The organism is Nocardia sp. NPDC101769 (assembly GCF_044766925.1).
Lineage (GTDB): Bacteria > Actinomycetota > Actinomycetes > Mycobacteriales > Mycobacteriaceae > Nocardia.
On the sequence record NZ_JBIWMX010000017.1, the window covers coordinates 12,759 to 32,095 of the forward strand.

At 67.0% G+C, this 19,337-nt stretch carries 21 protein-coding genes; 10 read left to right on the forward strand and 11 right to left on the reverse strand.

Going from position 1 to position 19,337, the window contains the following annotated elements:
• Nucleotides 1-207: 207 nt before the first annotated feature.
• The 3 genes from ACIRRA_RS25055 to ACIRRA_RS25065 form a co-directional block, all read right to left on the reverse strand.
• Nucleotides 208-498, reverse strand: a complete 291-nt coding sequence (locus tag ACIRRA_RS25055; RefSeq protein ID WP_402772520.1) for a hypothetical protein — start codon at nucleotides 496-498, stop codon at nucleotides 208-210.
• Nucleotides 499-664: 166 nt separating this feature from the next.
• Nucleotides 665-2,677, reverse strand: coding sequence for a protein kinase (locus tag ACIRRA_RS25060; protein WP_402772523.1), 2,013 nt, complete (start codon nucleotides 2,675-2,677; stop codon nucleotides 665-667).
• A gap of 920 nt (nucleotides 2,678-3,597) precedes the next feature.
• Nucleotides 3,598-4,302: an SDR family NAD(P)-dependent oxidoreductase gene (locus ACIRRA_RS25065; protein WP_402772526.1), complete on the reverse strand. Its 705-nt coding sequence runs from the start codon at nucleotides 4,300-4,302 to the stop codon at nucleotides 3,598-3,600.
• Between the two features lie 114 nt (nucleotides 4,303-4,416).
• Here ACIRRA_RS25065 and ACIRRA_RS25070 point away from each other — a divergent pair, with 114 nt between their 5' ends.
• The gene (locus ACIRRA_RS25070; protein WP_402772529.1) at nucleotides 4,417-4,818 is read left to right on the forward strand and encodes a MarR family winged helix-turn-helix transcriptional regulator; all 402 of its coding nucleotides are present in this window, start codon (nucleotides 4,417-4,419) and stop codon (nucleotides 4,816-4,818) included.
• A gap of 387 nt (nucleotides 4,819-5,205) precedes the next feature.
• Here ACIRRA_RS25070 and ACIRRA_RS25075 read toward each other — a convergent pair whose 3' ends face one another.
• Both ACIRRA_RS25075 and ACIRRA_RS25080 read right to left on the reverse strand, forming a co-directional pair.
• A complete protein-coding gene (locus ACIRRA_RS25075) occupies nucleotides 5,206-5,691 on the reverse strand; it encodes a MarR family winged helix-turn-helix transcriptional regulator (RefSeq protein WP_402772532.1) in 486 nt (161 codons plus the stop codon).
• Nucleotides 5,678-6,430 (reverse strand): alpha/beta fold hydrolase, encoded by a 753-nt coding sequence (locus tag ACIRRA_RS25080; protein ID WP_402772535.1) that lies wholly within the window; start codon nucleotides 6,428-6,430, stop codon nucleotides 5,678-5,680. The genes ACIRRA_RS25075 and ACIRRA_RS25080 overlap by 14 nt, the downstream gene beginning before the upstream one ends.
• A gap of 197 nt (nucleotides 6,431-6,627) precedes the next feature.
• Here ACIRRA_RS25080 and ACIRRA_RS25085 point away from each other — a divergent pair, with 197 nt between their 5' ends.
• Entirely contained in the window at nucleotides 6,628-7,818 is a 1,191-nt protein-coding gene (locus tag ACIRRA_RS25085; protein WP_402772538.1) for a Rieske 2Fe-2S domain-containing protein, read from the forward strand.
• 61 nt (nucleotides 7,819-7,879) lie between these two features.
• On the opposite strand, the gene ACIRRA_RS25090 is transcribed toward ACIRRA_RS25085, so the two are convergent.
• Nucleotides 7,880-8,302, reverse strand: coding sequence for a hypothetical protein (locus ACIRRA_RS25090; RefSeq protein ID WP_402772541.1), 423 nt, complete (start codon nucleotides 8,300-8,302; stop codon nucleotides 7,880-7,882).
• Between the two features lie 91 nt (nucleotides 8,303-8,393).
• Between ACIRRA_RS25090 and ACIRRA_RS25095 the strand changes: the two genes are divergently transcribed.
• Nucleotides 8,394-8,972, forward strand: coding sequence for a TetR/AcrR family transcriptional regulator (locus ACIRRA_RS25095; protein WP_402772544.1), 579 nt, complete (start codon nucleotides 8,394-8,396; stop codon nucleotides 8,970-8,972).
• On the opposite strand, the gene ACIRRA_RS25100 is transcribed toward ACIRRA_RS25095, so the two are convergent.
• Nucleotides 8,960-9,586, reverse strand: a complete 627-nt coding sequence (locus tag ACIRRA_RS25100; protein ID WP_402772547.1) for a TetR/AcrR family transcriptional regulator — start codon at nucleotides 9,584-9,586, stop codon at nucleotides 8,960-8,962. The genes ACIRRA_RS25095 and ACIRRA_RS25100 overlap by 13 nt on opposite strands.
• A 110-nt stretch (nucleotides 9,587-9,696) precedes the next feature.
• Here ACIRRA_RS25100 and ACIRRA_RS25105 point away from each other — a divergent pair, with 110 nt between their 5' ends.
• A complete protein-coding gene (locus ACIRRA_RS25105; RefSeq protein WP_402772550.1) occupies nucleotides 9,697-10,098 on the forward strand; it encodes a Dabb family protein in 402 nt (133 codons plus the stop codon).
• Nucleotides 10,099-10,190: 92 nt separating this feature from the next.
• Here ACIRRA_RS25105 and ACIRRA_RS25110 read toward each other — a convergent pair whose 3' ends face one another.
• On the reverse strand, nucleotides 10,191-10,379 hold the full coding sequence (locus ACIRRA_RS25110; protein WP_402772553.1) for a hypothetical protein: 189 nt from the start codon (nucleotides 10,377-10,379) through the stop codon (nucleotides 10,191-10,193).
• A gap of 69 nt (nucleotides 10,380-10,448) precedes the next feature.
• Complete coding sequence (locus tag ACIRRA_RS25115; protein WP_051152909.1) at nucleotides 10,449-10,682, reverse strand: BldC family transcriptional regulator; 234 nt, start codon at nucleotides 10,680-10,682, stop codon at nucleotides 10,449-10,451.
• Nucleotides 10,683-10,933: 251 nt separating this feature from the next.
• Here ACIRRA_RS25115 and ACIRRA_RS25120 point away from each other — a divergent pair, with 251 nt between their 5' ends.
• The 5 genes from ACIRRA_RS25120 (at nucleotide 10,934) to ACIRRA_RS25140 (ending at nucleotide 14,119) form a co-directional block, all read left to right on the forward strand.
• Nucleotides 10,934-11,245: a DUF4229 domain-containing protein gene (locus tag ACIRRA_RS25120; RefSeq protein WP_402772556.1), complete on the forward strand. Its 312-nt coding sequence runs from the start codon at nucleotides 10,934-10,936 to the stop codon at nucleotides 11,243-11,245.
• Nucleotides 11,242-12,327, forward strand: coding sequence for a PLP-dependent cysteine synthase family protein (locus ACIRRA_RS25125; RefSeq protein ID WP_402772559.1), 1,086 nt, complete (start codon nucleotides 11,242-11,244; stop codon nucleotides 12,325-12,327). The genes ACIRRA_RS25120 and ACIRRA_RS25125 overlap by 4 nt, the downstream gene beginning before the upstream one ends.
• Before the next feature lie 529 nt (nucleotides 12,328-12,856).
• Nucleotides 12,857-13,078 carry a hypothetical protein gene (locus ACIRRA_RS25130; protein WP_040813561.1) on the forward strand — a complete coding sequence of 74 codons (222 nt, stop codon included), beginning with the start codon at nucleotides 12,857-12,859 and terminating at the stop codon, nucleotides 13,076-13,078.
• The gene (locus ACIRRA_RS25135) at nucleotides 13,078-13,668 is read left to right on the forward strand and encodes a Clp protease N-terminal domain-containing protein (RefSeq protein ID WP_402772562.1); all 591 of its coding nucleotides are present in this window, start codon (nucleotides 13,078-13,080) and stop codon (nucleotides 13,666-13,668) included. Before ACIRRA_RS25130 ends, ACIRRA_RS25135 begins: the two co-directional genes overlap by 1 nt.
• A gap of 70 nt (nucleotides 13,669-13,738) precedes the next feature.
• Nucleotides 13,739-14,119 (forward strand): phage holin family protein, encoded by a 381-nt coding sequence (locus ACIRRA_RS25140; protein ID WP_402772565.1) that lies wholly within the window; start codon nucleotides 13,739-13,741, stop codon nucleotides 14,117-14,119.
• A 17-nt stretch (nucleotides 14,120-14,136) separates the two neighbouring features.
• Here the strand turns inward: ACIRRA_RS25140 and ACIRRA_RS25145 are convergent, their stop codons facing one another.
• Together ACIRRA_RS25145 and ACIRRA_RS25150 are read right to left on the reverse strand one after the other, a co-directional pair.
• Entirely contained in the window at nucleotides 14,137-15,006 is an 870-nt protein-coding gene (locus tag ACIRRA_RS25145) for a 1,4-dihydroxy-2-naphthoate polyprenyltransferase (RefSeq protein WP_402772568.1), read from the reverse strand.
• 72 nt (nucleotides 15,007-15,078) lie between these two features.
• Nucleotides 15,079-15,534 (reverse strand): SRPBCC family protein, encoded by a 456-nt coding sequence (locus tag ACIRRA_RS25150; RefSeq protein ID WP_402772571.1) that lies wholly within the window; start codon nucleotides 15,532-15,534, stop codon nucleotides 15,079-15,081.
• Between the two features lie 161 nt (nucleotides 15,535-15,695).
• Here ACIRRA_RS25150 and ACIRRA_RS25155 point away from each other — a divergent pair, with 161 nt between their 5' ends.
• Complete coding sequence (locus tag ACIRRA_RS25155; protein ID WP_402772574.1) at nucleotides 15,696-19,325, forward strand: AfsR/SARP family transcriptional regulator; 3,630 nt, start codon at nucleotides 15,696-15,698, stop codon at nucleotides 19,323-19,325.
• Nucleotides 19,326-19,337 lie beyond the last annotated feature (12 nt).

Genomic DNA, 19,337 nt, shown 5'->3' on the forward strand with positions numbered 1-19,337 from the left:
GGGGCGGTTGGGTGCGGATGTTGCGTTGGCATGTCAGTTGCGTTGGGAGCAGACCACAAGGAGGAGGGTTTGCGAGCGAGCGTCACGGTGCAGTGGGGCGCGTATCGAGGAGGACCACAACGAAGGGATCACCTCTTACGCGGGAACAGTGAGAGAACCACAACGGAGAAAGTGGACAGCATGGACGAGTTCGGTTGCCTGGCTGGCCTATTGGGTGAACGGCTGTCCGTATAGACCGCACAGGATCGGCCCGGCGGCAATGATCTTCTTGTGCGCGCGGATCCGGCGCGGCGGCTCACGCCGGCAGGTGAGCGGGCTGCCGTTGCGATCGGCCGACTTCTGCCCCGGCACCGCGCCGTCGCTGTCCTCGGCGGCCTCAGCAGTCGCGTCGGCATCCTCGGCAGCTGGTTCCGGCAGGCGGTGGGCCACGATCGCTTTGGCCAGGATGCCGATCTCGCGCCGGTATTGGCTTGCGGTGTCGTCCGGCGGCATGGTCACCGACCAGCCCGTGCGCGCAGCCCGCTCGGCAGTCAGGCCGATCTCCTCTGCGATCTGCGGGTACTTGCCGTTGTGATAGCGGCCATACGCTCAGACTAGTTCGATCTTGGTGGGGATGGTCGTTCGGGACCTCATCGCGGGTGTTCCGTGGCCGCAAGGTAATCGGTCAGTGTCTGACCACGTAGACCGTATTGTCGAGGTAGTCGACGAAGTAGGCGGCACCGGTGCCGGGGTCCACCGCGACCCCATCTATAGCCCGGCCGGACCCGGGGATTGGGGTGACCTTGTGGGTGTCGGCGTCGATCGCCATCGGCGTCAGGTCGAGCGTGGGCGGGTCGCCGATCGCCAGCAGCACCCCGACGTAGAGGATGCGGCGATCCTGGTCGAGGGCAATCACGCTCGGGCGGTGGACGGGGATGATGCCGGTGACCCGGTTCGTGTGGGTGTCGATGGTCGATACCGAGTTACCCACGTTGTTCGCGACGTAGAGGGTGCCGGAGCGATGGTCGAGCGCGAGGCCATATGTCCCCTGGCCCACCCCGACGGTCGCGGCCACGGTGTTGGTCGACAGGTCTATCACCGACACGGAGTTGTCGACGGCGTTGCCGACGTAGAGCCGCGGGTGATCGGCGTCGACCGCGACCGCCATCGGCCGGATGCCCACCCCGACGGTGGCGGTCACGGCGCGGACGCGGGGATCGATCACCGACACCGAACCCGGCTTCGACCCAGTTCGCACACTGGTCTGGCCCTCCGCGAGCGGATCGACGGTGGCGTTGGCGACATACACCAAATGGGTGCGGGGGTCTACCGCCAGATCGTAAGGATTGGCCCCGACGGCGATGGTCGCGGTGACGGTGTTGGTGTTCGCGTCGATCATGAAAACCTTGCCGGCATCGGCATAGTCGGTCGCGTACACGGTGCGGGTTTGCGGGTCAACCGCCACACCCAGCGCGCCCGGAACGTTTTCGATAGTGGCGGTGACAGTGGTGCCGTCGAGAACGGAAACGGTACCGCTGGAAGAACTCGCGACATACGCGTTGTGTGTCATGGGATCGACCGCGACGCCCGCCGGGCCCTTCCCGACGGCCACCGGGCTGACAGTGAAGGCCGGCGAGCCGTGCGGTGACGGTTTCGGCCACATCAGGACCACAGCGATGATCGCGACCGCCACCGCGGCAACCGCAAGCAACCGGCGGCGGACGCGGCGCTTTCGGACCGGAGCCCCCGCCACCACCGCCGGCTCCGTCGTGTGCGCATGCTCGGTGCCTCCGACGGCCGGGATGCCTTCCGGCACCATCTCGGATTTCGGCGGTGCGGGCGACGATGAGACGGTTGCGGTGAGCTCCGTCGATGACGCCGCCAGCGCGTCGTTGGCGGCAGCGGCCAGCTCACCACAACTGGAGTACCGGCATTCACGGTCCTTGGCCAGCGCGCGTTCGACGATGACATCGAAACCCTCGGGCACACGCACTTCGCCGTGCCTGCTGGGCTTGGGGACCGGCAGGCTCACATGCCCGTACATCAGCTGCGCGGGGGTGCTCCCCGGATACGGCAGAGCACCGGTCAGCATCCGATACAGAGTCGCACCCAGGGCGTACACATCGACACGGTGATCGACCGCCACGCCGATATCGAATTGTTCGGGCGCGGCGTACTGCAGACTCGCCAGGAGCATCCCGCTGCGAGTAAAACCGCCGGTTTCATCGAGAGCCTTGGCGATACCGAAGTCCGCGAGCAACACCCGCTCGGGTTCACCACGCGACGCGTCGGTCAACAAGATGTTGGCCGGCTTCACATCACGATGCAACACCCCATGCCCATGGGCGTAATCGAGCGCAGCCGCGGTCTCGGTGACGATCCACACCGCCCGCCCGACCGGCAGCGCCCCATCCCGCAACAACCCGGCCACATCGCTGCCATCGACATACTGCATCGCGATCCACAACTGACCACCCTCGTCACCGCGGTCGTAGACGGCGACGATATTCCGATGATCCAGCCGGGCAGCGGTATCAGCCTCGCGCAGGAACCGGGCACGCACATCCTCGTCATCGGTCAGAGCACGGTTGAGCAGCTTCAAAGCGACCAGCCGCGGCAGATTCGGATGCTCAGCCAGATACACCGTGCCCATACCACCCGCACCCAGCCGACGCACGATCCGATAACCAGCGAACACGCCCCCAGGCTCCAACGAAGCACCCATCGCTGAGGACCCCTCCCTTCCGGGAACACCCTCAAACCGACACCCGACCAGCAATATCCAGCCCACGATTCGGGTACCTGCACCGGCAACAGAAACCCCTCAACAAGCATAGGCGCGGACACCGGCCACACGAGATCTCCGCTGATCGCGCTGTTCGGGGCGGCCGCGGTCCGCAGCGCGTCCGCAACACCAGCAAGCTCCGCCCCCATGGATCAACATCACCAACACCGAAAATCGCTGGTAGAGCTTGAGTCGCAACGCCGTCCACAGCCGCCAATACCGGACAAGCCGGACCGTTTGGTGGTTCGGGACGAAGAGGTCGCAGGTTCGGGCCGAACTGCCTTGTATGACCCGTCATGGATTGATGCATAGGTATCAATCGGACGGTCGGGAATCAAGATCGTCGGATCGTACGCAGAGGGTACGCAGCAGGTCTTCGAACATCTATCGGTGCGCCATCACCACCAACGCGGAAGCTGCAGGTAGCTGCATTGGTCGTGATCAGCTCCAACATGCAAACTGCGAGAACGCTTTCCATCATCAACATCGTGGTGAGTGGTTTGCACAGCTACGCCGGTCTCAACTAGCCCTCGTCTGCCTGCAGATTCTCGGATCGATCCGGTACTTCGGTACCGGATTTTTCCGTCTCGGTACGCAGTCGGGCCGAGGTGTGCTTCATCGGTGAATCACGACGCCGTTTCATCGACCTGAATCTCGACGGCCGGCCCCCGGGTTGTCGATCTTCAAGACCTCGCGGTGGCCGTTTCAAACCGCGCACTCTGCGGCACGAGCGGACGTTCCGGTCAATCTCGAGGCGTTAGCGAAGTCGAGGCACTGTCCATCAGCATTGCCGGGTCGCCTATGCGGCAAGAGCGGATGTCGGTCGAGGATGCCTATGCGGGGTATTGCCCTACCGCATCACCATTGGTGTTGTGCATGTCCCAGAGCAGGTCGGCGAGCAGGTTCGGGTCGGCGGTGGGCATCGGCGGCACCGGCTCGCCCGCAGCCTTGGCCGCCTCCATCCGGGCGTGGAACGGAGTGTTCTCGATAGCGGCACCGATAAAGAGACCGCCGACATAGACACCTTTTTCGGCCACCTCGGCGTGCAAAGCCTGAAGGTAGTTGCGTTGAGCGGCAAGGGCGAGCCCACCGGCGATGTGCGGATTGCCCTGCAGGGCACTGGCTCCCTGTGCGCTCAGGATCGCGCCCGAGCCCTGCTCGATCATGTGCGGCAGGAACTCCCGTACGAGGGCGAGCAGTGAATACACGCCGAGCGTCATGAGGTCTTGCACCCGCTGAGGCGTCAGGTCGAGCACCGGAATGAACCCGTTGGCCGCGGCGCCGTAGTAGAACGCATCCGGGTCGCCGACCACGGCGCGGATCTGTGCGGCCAATGCGGGAATGGCATCGGTGTCGGCCAGGTCAGCGGTAACAACATGTGCGGTCGCGCCAGCGGCGGTCAGCTCCTGGGCGAACGACTCCAGAGGTGGCCGGCTCCGGGCGACGAGCACCACGTCGTAGCCGCTTTGTGCATAGCGGCGAGCGACGGCTCGGCCGAGTCCCGGACCGGCACCGAAGACCACGATCGACTTGGACATGGATACACCTTTCACACCACAACGAGCATCAGGAACGTCGGCACGACATGGTGTGTGTTCATGTGACTTGTCACTCCGCCGGTGCGACCGCGCGATGGTGATGCGCCTCCCCGGTTGGGATATCTGCTGAAACACGCACAGCTGTTATTCCTGCAGCTGACGTCGGCCGAGCTCGAGCCGACCGGGATCAGCCCGCAACAGTGGGCGGCGCTGAACTGTATGGATGAGCAGTACGGGTGCTCCCAAAGGGAAGTGGCAGAGCTGCTCGGAGTCGACCGCACGACCATGGTCGCGCTGGTCGACCAGCTGCAAACGAAGGGTTGGGTCACCCGTCACCCCCAGCCGGGTGACCGCCGCAAAAACGCTGTCAGCCTCACCGATGAAGGGCGCGACATATTGCGGGGCGGTGCGCGGCTCATCGACGACTGCGAGCGGCGATTCCTGGCCCCGCTCAGCGAACTGGACGCCCGACAGCTGAAGAACGCACTTCGCACACTGATTGCGGCCAGCCGATAACACGCGCAGCGAGACCAGGTGGCTACCCGAGGGGAGACCGTGGTGCTGGAAGCGTCGAGAACCTCAATTCGGGCGTTGGCCATGGACACGCCCGCATCAGATGACATGGCACCTGGTGGCGTCGAATTTGCCTGATACCAGTCGATTTCGATCTTGCTGGTCGGCTGATGCGAATCGGATTCGCATCGAAACCGCGACACGTTCGCATCAGAACCGGGCGAGACTGTGTTGCCGATGCGGCGGTTCGAGTGGGTTCCACTGATGAGCCAATGCTCGGTTTCCGGACGCGTCCGCAGGAAGACCACAAAGGAGTGGATGTTCCGGGTGCCGGCGCAACCTCACCACGCTGCCGAACTCTTCTGCCGATGAGCGATAGGTGTGCGCTGCCTACGAATTGGACGTGCGGGGTGGTTGTCCTTCGTCGTCGAGGCGTCGGGCCAGTGCTTGGCCGGAGGGCAGTTGGTCGACGAAGCTGTGAATGAAGCCCAGTAGGGCGTCGGTGTCGTGGCCTTCGGCGACTGCGTCGATCATGGTGTAGAGGTTTTGTTCGACTTCGGCGACCGCGGTGGCGACCTGGTTACCCTCGGGGGTGAGGCTGATTTCCACATGGCGGCGGTCCTCGGGGGCGGTGCGGCGATCGAGCAGGCCGAGGCCGACCAGGCGATCGATGAGCCTGCTGGGGCTGTTGCCGCTCTCGCAAACCAGTAACTGTCCGATTCCGTTGAGCGACAAGGGCCCTCGTTGTTGCAGCAGGCGCAGCACCTCGGCTTGTGATGGGGTGACGCCGAGCGGCTTGAGTGCTTGGGCGAGCGCCCTGTTGCCTTCGCGCTGGGCGGCCAGGATTGCGAAGCGAAGATGTTCAGCGCGCCGCATCGCCCGGCTTCGTGGCGGTGATGTTCTCGGCTAGGAAGGTCTGCACCACGCCAGCGTAGGTGGCGGGGTGGGAGAACCGGAACATGTGGCCGGTGCGCGGCAACACCATTTCGCGGGAATCGGGGATGCCCTCCCGAATGATCGTGGCGGCGTCCTCCCCGATGAGCTTGTCGTGCTCGGGGGTGAGGATCAGGGTGGGTACCTGTATGCGGGGCAGGGCGGCGACATAGTCGGCGTCGAACGCCGCGACCATCCGCGCACCGTAGGAGGCAGCGGGGGTGTTGTCCAGGAACAGCTTTCGGCTGTCGACCTCGGTCCAGGGGACTTGGCCTTCGCCGTCGAACGGCGAAGCCAGCCGGTGCGCGTGGATGCGCAGCACCAGCTGCCGATACAGCGCTCCACGCAGCTTGCCCATGACGCGGGCCAGCACGCTGAACGGGCCCGAGACCGGGTTGGCGGCGAAGCCGCCGGACACCACCAGCGCCCGTAGACCCGCGGGTTGTCGCACGGCCAGTGCGAGGGCGACATTCGCGCCGAAGGAGTCGCCGACGAGCACGTAGTCGTCCAGGTCGGCCACTGTAGCGGCGACATGATCGGCGTAGGCCTCCATGTCGGAGACACCTTCGGGCAGGCGCAGAGTGCGCACCGGAAGGTCGCCGTAAGGGGCCAGCTGATCAGCGCTCCAGGGGGCGCCGGAGAAGCAGGGGATGAAAACCAGGGTGGGGTGGGCGTTATTCATAGTCACTATATTACACGACATCTATGTCGTGTCACATGTTATCCGAGTCACGTACGTCCGACTACCTGATCGACTCGAGGTGCCCGTCCGCATGACGAGAACCAAATCCCGGGAACTTCCGATCGGTGCTCAGGGGCTGTACCGTATTAAGCGACCGTGATTAGAACACGTTCTAGTTTTTAGTGAAGGGGCTCGTCATGGCAATGGCGCCGCAGGGTCGGGTTCGGAAGGTGCGGGAGATCGACGTGGGCGAGGCGCCCACGCGGTACGCACGCGGATGGCATTGCCTCGGGCTCGCTAAGTCGTTCCGGGACGGGAAGCCGCATCAGATCTCCGCATTCGGGACCAAGCTGGTGGTCTTCGCCGACAGCAAGGGTGAGCTGCACGTGCTCGACTCCTACTGCCGGCACCTGGGCGGCGACCTGAGCATGGGCGAGATCAAAGGTGATTCCATCGCCTGCCCGTTCCATGACTGGCGCTGGGGCGGCAATGGGAAGTGCACCGGGATTCCGTACGCACGGCGGGTGCCGCCGCTGGCGCGGACGCGGTCGTGGATCACGTTGGAGCGCAACGACCAGCTCTTCGTGTGGCACGACCACGAGGGCAACCCGCCGCCGGACGAGGTGACGATCCCCTACATCGAGGGCCCGTACACCGATGCCGAGGGCAAGGGCACCGAGGGACTCGCCGACGGCTGGACCGAGTGGACCTGGGAGTCCATGGTGATCGAGGGCTCCAACTGCCGCGAGATCATCGACAACGTCGTGGACATGGCCCATTTCTTCTACATCCACTACGCATATCCGACGTTCTTCAAGAACGTCTTCGAGGGCCACGTCGCCACCCAGTTCCTGGACTCCACGGCGCGCCCGGACAAGGGCATGGCCACGCAGTACGGCGGGAATTCGACGCTGAAGTCGGTGGCCTCCTACTTCGGGCCGTCCTACATGGTCAATCCGCTCGTCAACAACTACAGCGGGTTCGAGCTCGAGACCGTACTGATCAACTGCCACTACCCGATCTCGCAGGACGCGTTCGTGCTGCAGTACGGCATGTCCGTGCGCAAGCCGCAGGGCGTGGACGATGTCGCGGCCGATCGGATCGCGAAGAGGATGACCGTCGGCATCGGCGAGGGCTTCCTGCAGGACGTCGAGATCTGGAAACACAAGTCCAAGATCGAGAATCCGCTGCTGACCGAGGAGGACGGCCCGGTCTACCAGCTGCGCCGGTGGTACGAGCAGTTCTACGTGGACGTCGCCGACATCGACCCGAAGTCGGTGCAGCGCTTCGAGTTCGAGGTCGACACCGCCAAGGCCAATGAGGCGTGGGAGGCGGAGGTCGCCGAAAACCTCAGGCGCAAGGCGGAAGAGGACGCCGTCAGCCACTGACGGGGATCGGATTCCGGACGGTCCGGGCGGGCGCGGTACTGCGCACCCGCCCGGACCGTCGTCAGTTGGCGGCCGCGGTGACCGCGGCGATCAGCGCCTCGCCGGTGTATGCGCGGCCGCCGATGCCCCAGGCGCCGTCGAGGGCATTGAGGATATTGACCCAGATGTCCTCGCGCCGATGGCCTGCGGCGGTGAGCCCCGCGACGATGTTGGTGGCGGCGGTGATGAAGGCCGCGCGGGCGTCCGGGTCGGGCAGGCCGATATTGGGCAGCTTGAGTTCGACCATGACGATCGGCCGATTCTCGCCGCCCGCGTAGATGTCCTCCGGCGGCAGCAGGTGCACGCTGCCGCCGATGATTCCGGTGAAGAAGTCATTGTCGGCGCCGCCGCTGACCTCGGCCAGGGCCGCGGTGAGGGCGGGCAGGATCTCGCGTTCACCGCGGGCGGTGAGGACGCCGCGCGGTGCGGTCACGGTGATGGGCACTGGGCTCTCCGTTCTCTGAGTGCTAGTACGTACGTACTAGCGAGTCGAGTGTGTACTAGGATGGTCGTACTAGTCAACGGCGGGAGGAAGAATGGCGGCGACCACGCGGGATCGGATGATCGACGCGGCCATCGACGCGCTGCAGAAGAAGGGTGTCGCGGGCATGTCCTTCACCGCGGTCCTGGACGCCAGCGGCGCCGCGCGCGGCGCGATCTACCACCACTTCCCCGGCGGCAAGGCCGAACTGGTGGCGACGGCCGCCGCCCGCAACGGCGACCAGGTGCGCGAGCGCCTGGCCGCGCTACCGGCCGCCGACCCGGTGACCCTGGTCGAGTCCTTCCTGGCCCTGGTCCGCCCGGTGGTGGCCGCCTCGGCCGACGGCGCGGGCTGCGCCGTCGCCGCCGTCACCGTGGACCCCGACAGCGGCGACCTGCGCACCGTGGCCGCCACCGCATTCGATTCCTGGACAACAACTCTCGCCGAGCGCCTGACCGTCGCCGGCGCGGACCCGGCCGCCGCCGCGGACCTGGCGACCACCCTGCTCACCCTGCTGCAGGGCGCCCACGTGCTCTGCCGTGCAGCGGGCGAGATCGAGCCCTTCGACCGAATGGCGCGCGCCGCAACCGATCTCGTCCGCCACCGCTTCGCGCCGGGCGCTCAGGGGCGGTAGGCCCGCAGGAACGTGTCCACGGCCGCGTCGGCGACGGCCTGGAGTTCGGCCGCGCCGACGGCCCGATTGCCCTGGCGCGAGCGCGCTTCCAGTGGACCGCTCAGCAGCGCCAGGAACTGCTCGGCGGCGACCGCCGGGTCGCTGTGGCGCAGCCGTCCGGCCAGCGCGAGCCGGGCCAGCCGGTCGGCGAGCGCGTCGCGGAGCCGGATCGTGGTGCGGTCCAGGACGGTCTCGGCCAGATCGGGGAAGTCGCCCGCCTGGGCGTAGGTGAGCCGGTGCAGGGCGAGCGCGCGCTCGTCCGAGCAGGCCTGCAGCAGCAGGGCGGAGGTCTCGCCGAAGGCGGTGGCGAGATCGCCGCTGGGCTCGCGCAGTGGTTCGAGCGCGCCCAGGGCCTGCTCCCCGACGGCGTCCGCGGCCGCCGACATCGCCGCGCGGAACAGGGTTTCCTTGTCGGTGAGGTGGTTGTAGACCGTCGGTTTGGCGACGGATGCCGCGTCGGCGATCTCCTGCACACAGGCCTGGGCGTAGCCGCGTCGCGCGAAAACTGTCAGGGCCGCCGTGAGAATGGCCTGCCGCTTGTCGATGCGGCCGCGGCTCGCCTTCACTGTGGTCACCTCGCCATGCTACCGGTGTGTTCGTCCTATTGAACTCATGGGTTCAATCCTGTCTACTGAATCCACCGGTTCTAAATATTGAACTGGTCAGTTCAGACGAAGGAGTTGGCATGATCGTTCACGTCCTGCGGTTCCGATTCCGCGACGAGTCCACCGAGCAGCAGCGGGCCGAGGTACTCGCGGCAATGCGCCGCACCGCGTCGGTGGAGTCGGTGAGTTTCGCGACGGTCGGGCAGAGCCTGGGGGATCCGGCCGAGGACCTCACCCATGCCTACTGTGTGGGTATCGAGGATCTGGCCGCGTTGGAGCGGTATCTGCACGATCCGGTACATCTGGCCGGGGATCCGGAGATCGCGCCGCATTTCGCGAAACTGGTGATCGGCCCGGACATTTCGGATGATCCGGATCCGGAGCTGTCAGACAAGATCCAGGCGCTGCATCGGCGCAAGGTCGAGATGTACCCCGAATGGGAGGAGCTCATGGCCACCATCCCGGAGGTGCGTTTCGCCTGAAACGACGCGTCCCCCGTAGGTCCGCTGGTGCGGATCCGCGGGGGACGGTCACATCTGTCTATATGGCTATCGGGTTGGCGAGCTTCGGTAATTCAGGGGGATTCGCCGTCACGATGCTCCCGGGAGAGCTTGGCGAGAAAATCCGGATCATCTTCGGGACCGATTACGCGGTTGCGCCGAGCGGGTGCTGGGCCGGTGCCGGCCGATCGCTGGGGTCCGAAAGCCTTCCAGCACAGCATCGCGATGGCCACTACCGCGATGAGTGCCAACAGGTACGTCACGTCGCTCACCTCCTCACAACGAGGGTAATCCGAGTGCGTACCCGCGGCACCTGAAGCGGGAAATAGGTATTACACGCGGGTGGCCTCGGTGGTGAGGGACCGCAGGAGTTGCAGAACTTCTGATTCGCGGAACCGGCGGTGGCCGCCCGGAGTCCGCAGGGAGCCGAGCCGACCTGCGTGAGCCCAGCGGGTCACGGTCTTCGGATCGACGTGGAACAGGGCAGCGACCTGGCCTGGGGTCAGCAGAGTGTCCTGGCCGTTGACGGAACCCAATGCGCGGCTCGCCGCGGTGAACGCAGTCATTCGCAAACCTTTCCGTTTCGACAGATCCCTCATCAGTAGCGACATCGTTGCACTGCACCCCCTGGGTGTTCGAACGGTCTCGCTTTGGTAAAGGGGAAGTAATAGACAAAACGGATATCCGTTATGTGTTTACGGTCACGTTTGGCTCCGATGCAGCGAACTATCAGCGACATACGGGCTGGTCGGGTTTATTTTTCTGCCGGGCGAGGGCCGCGGCGGCGCCCGAACTCCCGTCACCTACGCTGTTCTGCGTGAGTGATGCAACCCGGCCCGAAGGTGCGGGCCGCCGCCTGGCACGCAGTTTGGCTATCTACACGGTGGCCCGGCTCGGGCTGGTCGCCGTCATCACCGCGATCATCATGAGCGTGGCCGCCGTGGTGAAGGTGGCCATTCCGCTCATCGTGGCCCTGCTGTTCGGGCTGCTCATCGCGATGCCGCTGTCGCTGCTGCTGTTCAAGAAGCTGCGTACCCAGGTCAACAAGGACATCGGAGCGGTGGACGCCAAGCGCCGCCGGGATCGTGACCAACTGATGTCGAGGCTGCAGGGCAGGGACGAGCAGTGAAACGCTGCGATCGCAGCGCACCCAGGGGCTGGGTCGACAATGCGGTCCGGCTCATCGACGCCGATACCCAGCGCAGCGCGGACACCCATCTGCTGCGCTACCCCCTGCCGCCGGAGTGGGGCGTCCAGCTCTATCTGAAGGACGAATCCACCCATCCGACAGGCAGTCTCAAACATCGCCTGGCGAGATCGCTGTTCCTGTACGCCATCTGCAACGGCTGGGTGACCGAGGGCACCACCGTGGTGGAGGCCTCCTCGGGGTCGACGGCCATCAGCGAGGCGTATTTCGCCAGGATGCTGGGCCTGGACTTCGTGGCCGTGGTCCCGGCCAAGACCTCGCCGGAGAAGCTGGCGCTCATCGAGGCCCAGGGTGGTCGCTGTCACCTGGTCGAGCGCGCGCCCGACATCTATACGGAGGCGGCGCGTCTGGCGGACGAGACCGGCGGCCACTACATGGACCAGTTCACCAATGCCGAGCGGGCCACCGACTGGCGGGGCAACAACAACATCGCCGAATCCATCTTCCAGCAGATGACGTTGGAGACACACCCGGTGCCGGAGTGGGTCGTGGTGGGCGCGGGGACCGGCGGTACCAGCGCGACCATCGGCCGCTACCTGCGCTACAAGCGGCACGCGACCCGGCTGGCCGTGGTGGATCCGGAGAACTCGGCCTTCTACGGGGGCTACGAGGTCGACGACCTGGACTATCAGACCGGAATGCCGTCCCGGATCGAGGGCATCGGGCGGCCGCGAGTGGAGCCGTCGTTCGTGCCGAGCGTGGTGGACTGCATGATCGAGGTGCCCGACGCGGCCTCGGTGGCGACCGCCAGGCATGCGAGTGCGGTGCTGGGCCGGCGGGTGGGCGGGTCCACGGGCACCAATCTGTGGGGGGCCTTTGCCCTGATTGCCGACCTGATCGCCGCAGACCGTACCGGCAGTGTGGTGACGCTGCTCTGTGATGGCGGAGACCGTTATGCCGGAACCTATTTCAATGACGAATGGGTTGCCGACCAGGGGCTGAGCTTGATCGAGCCCACCGCGGTGCTGACCGAATTCATCGCCACCGGTACTTGGTCGGGATAGTTTCCGCACGGCACGACGGGTCGGCTGATATCGGTTGATCACCCATCAAGAGATTGCTACTTGTTTGCCGAAACGGTTTGATTGGGTTCGGATCGTTAGCGGGCACAGCGTTTTTCGTGAGCCTCGACGGGGTAATAGGGCCTCCGGGGGCGTTAATAGACCTTGACGATTCGGGGCGTTGGCGGACCATCCGACGGGTCATCGCGGTCGGCCGATCGACCGTGGTGCCGAGCGCCAGGAGTCACGATTGCGAACTCGATTGGGTGCGTCACACATTGATCCGCAACTCGGTGATGGCCGGCGTGCGCGGTTCGTGTACCAGCTCGATGAGATCGGTGCCGATGGCGGGGATGGGACTGGACCGAAGGCTGTGTGCGCGACTACGCGCCGTTCATTCCGTGGGACTGAACGAGTCCCGCTTCCGGCTCCAGGTTCCCAGCCGTCACGTGATGTCAGCTGACGGCGAACACCTTTCCGACTGTGTCAATTTTCGTTGACACTCGGTGAATGTCAACGTAAATTGACATTCATGAGTGAGGCAACGACTCTGGCGGCCGCCGCCGGCAGCCCCGACCCCCAGGTCGGGCTCCGCGCGGTGCTGGCACTGCGTCGGTTGCTCGAGCGGCTCGAGGCCATTCAGGTCGGCAATGCCCGCAAGCAGGGCTGGTCCTGGCAGGCCATCGCGGACGCGCTCGAGGTCAGTCGGCAGGCGGTCCATCAGAAGTACAACCGGAAGGGCGGAATCCGCTGATGTTCGAACGATTCGACAAGGCAGCCAGATACGCGGTCGTCATGGCCCAGGAGGAGGCCCGGGACCTGTGCTCGTCGACCATCGAGGTCGAGCACATGCTGCTGGGTCTGCTCGCCAGCCCCGACGGGGGTCTGCGGGAAGTCCTTGCGGCGCACGGGCTCACCGCCGAAGGCGTGCGAGACGCGGTGGCCCGCAAGCGGACCGGCGAGCCGCTCGGTGCGGAGGACGCGGCGGCCCTGCGTTCCATCGGCATCGATCTCGACGCCGTGCGCGAGAGCCTGGAGGCCACCTTCGGCGAGAACGCCCTCGACCAGGCGGCCGTGCCCGCCGAGCAGTCGCGCTGGGGCAAGTACTGGGGCGCCGAAGGCGGCCCGCGCGGCCACATTCCCTTTACCAAGGAATCCAAGAAGGTCATCGAGTTGTCCCTGCGTGAGGCGGTGTCGCGCAAGGACAACCGCATCGAGGCCGGGCACATGATGCTGGCCGTGCTGCGCGCGCCCAATGGCGTCACCCGCCGCCTGCTCGGCGACGACGAGGCGATGCGCGCCCTGCGTGATGCGGTGTCCGGGTATCTCGACCGCGCAGCCTGATTCGGCCCGCGGCCCGACCACCCTCTCCGGATGTCCGGCCCGCGAGATGATCTCGTCCTACGATCGGGGCATGACGCTACTGATACGTCTGCTGATCAACGGGGTGGCCATCTGGCTGGCCGCCGCCTGGGTGAACGGCATCGAGATCAAGACCCCCGAGGACACCACCCAGAGCAGGATCCTGGTGATCGCGGCCATCACGGTGGTGTTCGCACTGGTGAACACGCTGGTGAAACCGATCGTGAAGGTGCTCTCATTCCCCTTCATCGTGGTCTCGCTGGGCCTGTTCCTACTGGTGATCAACGCGCTCATGCTGTGGCTGACCGCGAAGATCACCGGCACCACGGATTACGGCCTGCGCGTGGACGGCTTCTGGGCCGCCGTGCTCGGCGGCGTCATCATCTCCCTGGTGAACTGGGTGCTCGGCGTCCTGGTCCCGGACCGGGACTGAGACCGGCCGGCCGTCGATCAGCCAACGGCCAGCGCCACGGCCACCACGGCCGACCAGACCAGCATCGCCTGACCGGTACCGGCAAGGGCGGGAATCAATCCCGGACCGTTCTTGCCGGTCCGCACCGGCTCATTGGCGCGGATCGCCAGCGGCAGCGCGACCAGCGCGGCCAGGGTCCATGGGCTTCGCCACACCAGCAGTGCGAGCGCGAGGAACGGGATCAGGATCAGCACCAGGTGCAGGGTGCGGGTGTGCGCGTCGCCCAGACGCACCGCCAGGGTGAGCTTGCCCGATTCGGTATCGGTGGGAATGTCGCGCAGGTTGTTGGTGACCAGCACCGCGCTGGAGAACGCGCCGACGGACACCGCGCACACCAGTCCCGCCCAGTCCACCCGCCCGGCCTGTACGAACTCGGTGCCCAGCACCGCCACCAGGCCGAAGAACACGAACACCGCGATCTCACCGAAACCGCTGTAGCCGTACGGGTTCCGGCCGCCGGTGTAGAACCACGCCCCCGCCAGGCAGGCCGCGCCCACCAGCAGCAGCCACCAGGCGCTTGTGATAACCAGCACCAGGCCGATGGCCGCGCCGACCGTGAGGCAGGCGATGGCGGCATTGCGCACCGCCGCCGGAGCCGCCAGCTTGGAACCGACCAGCCGCAGCGGGCCGACCCGCTCGTCATCGGTGCCGCGAATGCCGTCGGAGTAGTCGTTGGCGTAGTTGACGCCGATGATCAGCGCCACCGAAAGCAGCAGGCACAGTATCGCTTTCCACCACACGAACCCGTCGATCGAGGCCGCGACCCCGGTGCCCGCCAGAACCGGGGCGATGGCATTCGGGAGGGTGCGCGGCCGAGCGCCCTCGATCCACTGTGCTGCTGTAGCCATGCCTCGCAGCCTAGTGTGAGGGTCGGCGGTCGCGCCCGCCCGAGTGTCCGGCGACGCCGGGGCGGGCCGCGGTCAGCTTTCGGCCGCGGCCTTGAGCTGGGCCAGCCCCTTCTCGAAGTCCTTGCCCACCAGACGATCCATCGGGAACAGCTTGCCGATGATGGCCATCGGGCCGTTCTGCGTGCCGGTCATGCGCCAGGTCACCGCGGTGGTGTCGCCCTGCGGGCGGAATTCGAAGGTGACCTGGTTGGTCGCCTTGAACGGCTTCTCGAAGTGCAGCTTGATGCCGATGGCGTCGGAGGTGGCGGAGGTGATCTCCATATCGCCGCGGCCGGCCTTGCGGTTGCCGCTCCAGAAGTAGCGGGCGCCGATGCCGCGATCGGCTCCGCTGTAGACGCGCTCCATGGCGAGGTCGGTGTCCTCCCACGGCGACCACTTGCGCCACTGGTGGAAGTCGTCGACGAGTGCCTGGACCTGTGCGGGATCGGCCTTGATGACCGTTTCCCGGTGAATGTCGAATTCGGCCATGGCATGAGCGTAAGCGCTGCCGACCCCGAATGGGCCTTGCCCGCGATAAATCCGGTTGAGCCGGGCCCGGCGCGTCGGGTAAGCCGGGTCCGGCGCACCGGCCTGACATCGGCCGTGCGCATCCGGCGACCGCCCGCCCGCTCACCTACGATTGGCAAGGAATGAATTCGCACAACGGCAGTTCGAGCAGCACGGGAAGCGCGCGGGTGGCGAACGTGGGCGACTCGACCCTGGTGGCCCTGCTGGGCGAGATCGCACTGCGCCGCGACGGCCGGCTGACCGCCGTACCCGGCGCGCGGGCTCGGCTGCTGGTGGCGGCACTGGCCGTGCACCCCGGCCGCAGTCGCAGCGCGCAGGCGCTCATCGACGACGTCTGGGGCGAGGACCCGCCGCGCGCGCCCATGAACGCGCTGCACACCCAGGTCTCGCGACTGCGGTCGGCGCTGCCCGAGGGCGCGCTCGAAATCGGTCCCGCCGGATACCGGCTGGTCCTGGCACCCGAGCAGGTCGATCTGACGCTGGCCCAGCAGCTGGAAAGGCAAGCCCGCCAAGCTCATACCGCCGGCGACGGCCTCGCCTGCCTGGACTTCGTGGCCGCGGCCCGCGCGCTCTGGCGCGGCGAACCCGCCGCCGACCTGCCGCCCGGTCCCGTCGCCGAGGAACTCGCCACCCTGGCGGCCAGCCGCCGCCGCGCGCTGGACGCGCTGGAGCTGACCGCCCGCGAAGCCGTCGGTGACCTGCCCGCCGCCATCGAACTGGCCCAGCAGGCCGTTGTCGCCGACCCGCTGGACGAGCCCGCCCACGGCACCCTCATGCGCCTGCTCGCCGCGGCAGGCCGCACCACCGAGGCCCTCGACGTCTTCGCCACCCTGCGCACCCGGCTGGTCGACCAGCTCGGCGCCGACCCGGGCCCGGCGCTGGTCGCGGTGAATACCGCCATCCTGCGCGGTGAACCCCTGCCCGGGCAGCCGGTGTCGCCGATCGGCAGTACGGCCGGCGCGCAAGGACATTCGGCGGCAGCGCCCGAATCCGGGGTGGTCCGGCCCAGCGCATTCGCGCCCTCGGCCGGCAGTGGTGTCCGGCCCGATGGGCCCGCCGGAGCCACCGCGCACAGACTGTCCGTGGTGCCCGGCGAGGCCGGGGGGAGCGGCTACGCCGGTGACGGTTCCGCGGCTTTCGGTCAGGTGGCGCCGATCGATGGCCGCTCGTCGGGTCACGCGCGCGCACTGGGCCGAGGGGCGGGATCCGCCCGGGCGGCAGAGGCGCGAGAACCGGTGGGCGAGAACGCGATCGGACTGCGCGCCGCGCCGAATCCGCTGCTGGGCCGGGAGGCCGACCTGGGAGCGCTGGAGGAGATCCTGCGGTCCTCGCGGGTGGTCACCGTGCTCGGGCCGGGCGGGACCGGGAAGACGCGGATCGCCAACGAACTGGGTGCGCGGATGGCGCACGAGACCGCGGTGATGCTGGTGGAATTGGCCTCGCTGCGTTCGGAATCCGACGGTGCGGCCGAAACCCGCATCGAGATCGAGGCCGCCATCGCGAGCACTCTCGGCGTGGCCGATGTCGTGTGGGAGACGAACGTGCTGCGGCCGGTGCGTGGCCGCGATATCCGGCAGAAACTGCGGGAGGCCCTCGGTGCGCGCCCGGTACTGCTGATCCTGGACAACTGCGAGCACCTCATCGAACCGGTGGCCGAGGTGGTCGCCGATCTGGTGGGGGTGAGCGATCAGCTGACCGTGCTCACCACCAGCCGCGCACCGCTGCAGATCACGGCGGAGGCGGTATATCCGTTGCCGCCGTTGACCATCGACGCCGCCGGGTCACCCGCCACCGATCTGTTCGAGGCGCGGGCCCGTGCGGTGCGCCCGTCGGTGCGGCTGGATCCGGAGGTGGTGGCCAGGCTGTGCCGCAACCTCGACGGGCTGCCGCTGGCCATCGAATTGGCGGCGGCGCGGGTGCGCACCATGAGCGTCGAGGAGATCGAATCTCGCCTCGACCACCGATTCGCCCTGCTGCGCAGCGGAGATCGCAGTTCTCCGCAGCGTCATCGCACGTTGCACGCGGTGATCGAGTGGAGCTGGAACCTGCTCGACGAGCCGCAGCGGGTGGCACTGCGCCGACTGTGCCGATTCCCCGCCGGATTCACGCTGGGAGCCGCCGAATATCTGCTGGCCGGGCCCGAGATCGACGATCCCGCCATGGCCGTCGACGGTCTGGTGAGTCAGTCGCTGCTGACGGTGCTGGAGGACGAGGAGGGCGGCACCCGCTATCGGATGCTGGAGACCGTTCGCGAGTTCGGTGAGGAGCAGTTGGCCTTCACCGGCGAATCCGGCCTGGTCATGGACCGAATGTCGAAGTGGGCCAGGGAATTCGCGGTCGACACCGCGCGGCGGTACGACACCACCGAACAGGTGTCGGCGGTCCTGACCCTGGGCGCGGACATGGACAACCTGATCGCCGTGCTGCGCTACGCGCTGGACCAACGCGATCCCGAGACCGTGCACACGGTGTTCCCGACCCTGGCCGGACTCTGGATGTTGCGCGGCGCGCACGCCGAACTGATCAGCTGGTCGCCGCGCGTCATCGCCCTGCCGCCCACGACCTTTCCGGCCGTCGCGGCCGAGACCGACCTCTACATCCACGGCCAGTTGATGCTCGGTATGCACCTGACGTTCGGCGCCTCCGACCTGCGCCCGGTAGCGCGGGTACGGATCACGCTCCGGCGCATTCTGGCGTCGGGCGCGCCGATGAGCCCGGTCGCACGGTATCTCGGCGAACTGGTCACCCGGTCCCGCAACACCACGCAGCTGGCCCGGAGATTGAGCGCGGGTGTCCGGTCACCGAATGAGCAGATCCGGCTCGCGGCCCTGCTGCTGCGCGCGAACCTGTGCGAGAACAACGGCATGGCGTACCGCTCGATCAAGGACGCCGAGATCGCCATGCGCATCAGCGGCGACCGGGACACCTGGGGCACCGCCATGACCACGCAGCACCTCGGCAGCATGCACGGCCAGTCGGCGCGCTACACCGAGGCGGTCGGGTATTACCGGCGGGCCGTCGACCTGCTCGAGGAACTGCGGGCCTGGGACGAAGCCGTGGAGGTCCGCGGCCTGCTGGCCATCACGCTGGCGGGCACCGGGCAGCCCGCCGCGGCCCGGCAGGCCCTCGAACCGGCCCTCGGGGTGGTCGGCGACCTGCCCCTCGACGCACCGGTGACCAAGCCCAACCACCGGATCGCCGCCGTCGCGGCCGCACTGGCGGAAATCGAACTCGCCGAAGGGGATATCGACACCGGGCTGCGTCGCTTCCGGCAGGTGCCCGCGCTGATGGACTGGCCGCACAATGTCGGAATGCCGGGCCCGGCGACCCTGATTTTCGTGTCCGCCGTCATCGATGCCCATGTGCTGTCCGGCCGCGTCGAGCAGGTGCACCGGACCGCCGCGGAACTCACCGATGTCGCGGTCCGCCTGATCGGCGGCCAGTACTGGGATCTACCCCAGATCGGTTCGATGAGCTGCGCGATCGGCACCTATCTGCTGGCCACCGGGCAGCACGTCGAGTCCGGTCTGGACCTGATCGTCCTGACGGCGAAGGCATTCGGCCGCCAGGACTACCCGTCGATGCAGTGGCAGCGGCACCTGGACCTGCACCGCGCCGCGGTGGGGGAGGAGCGGATCATCGCCGCGCTGAATTCTGTTGCGGGACTGGGGCGTCGCACGGCCGCCGACCGGATCATGGGACACCTGAGGGCGATCGACGGCACCCTACGCGAAACGCCCGTCCACCGGTGACCGGTGGACGGG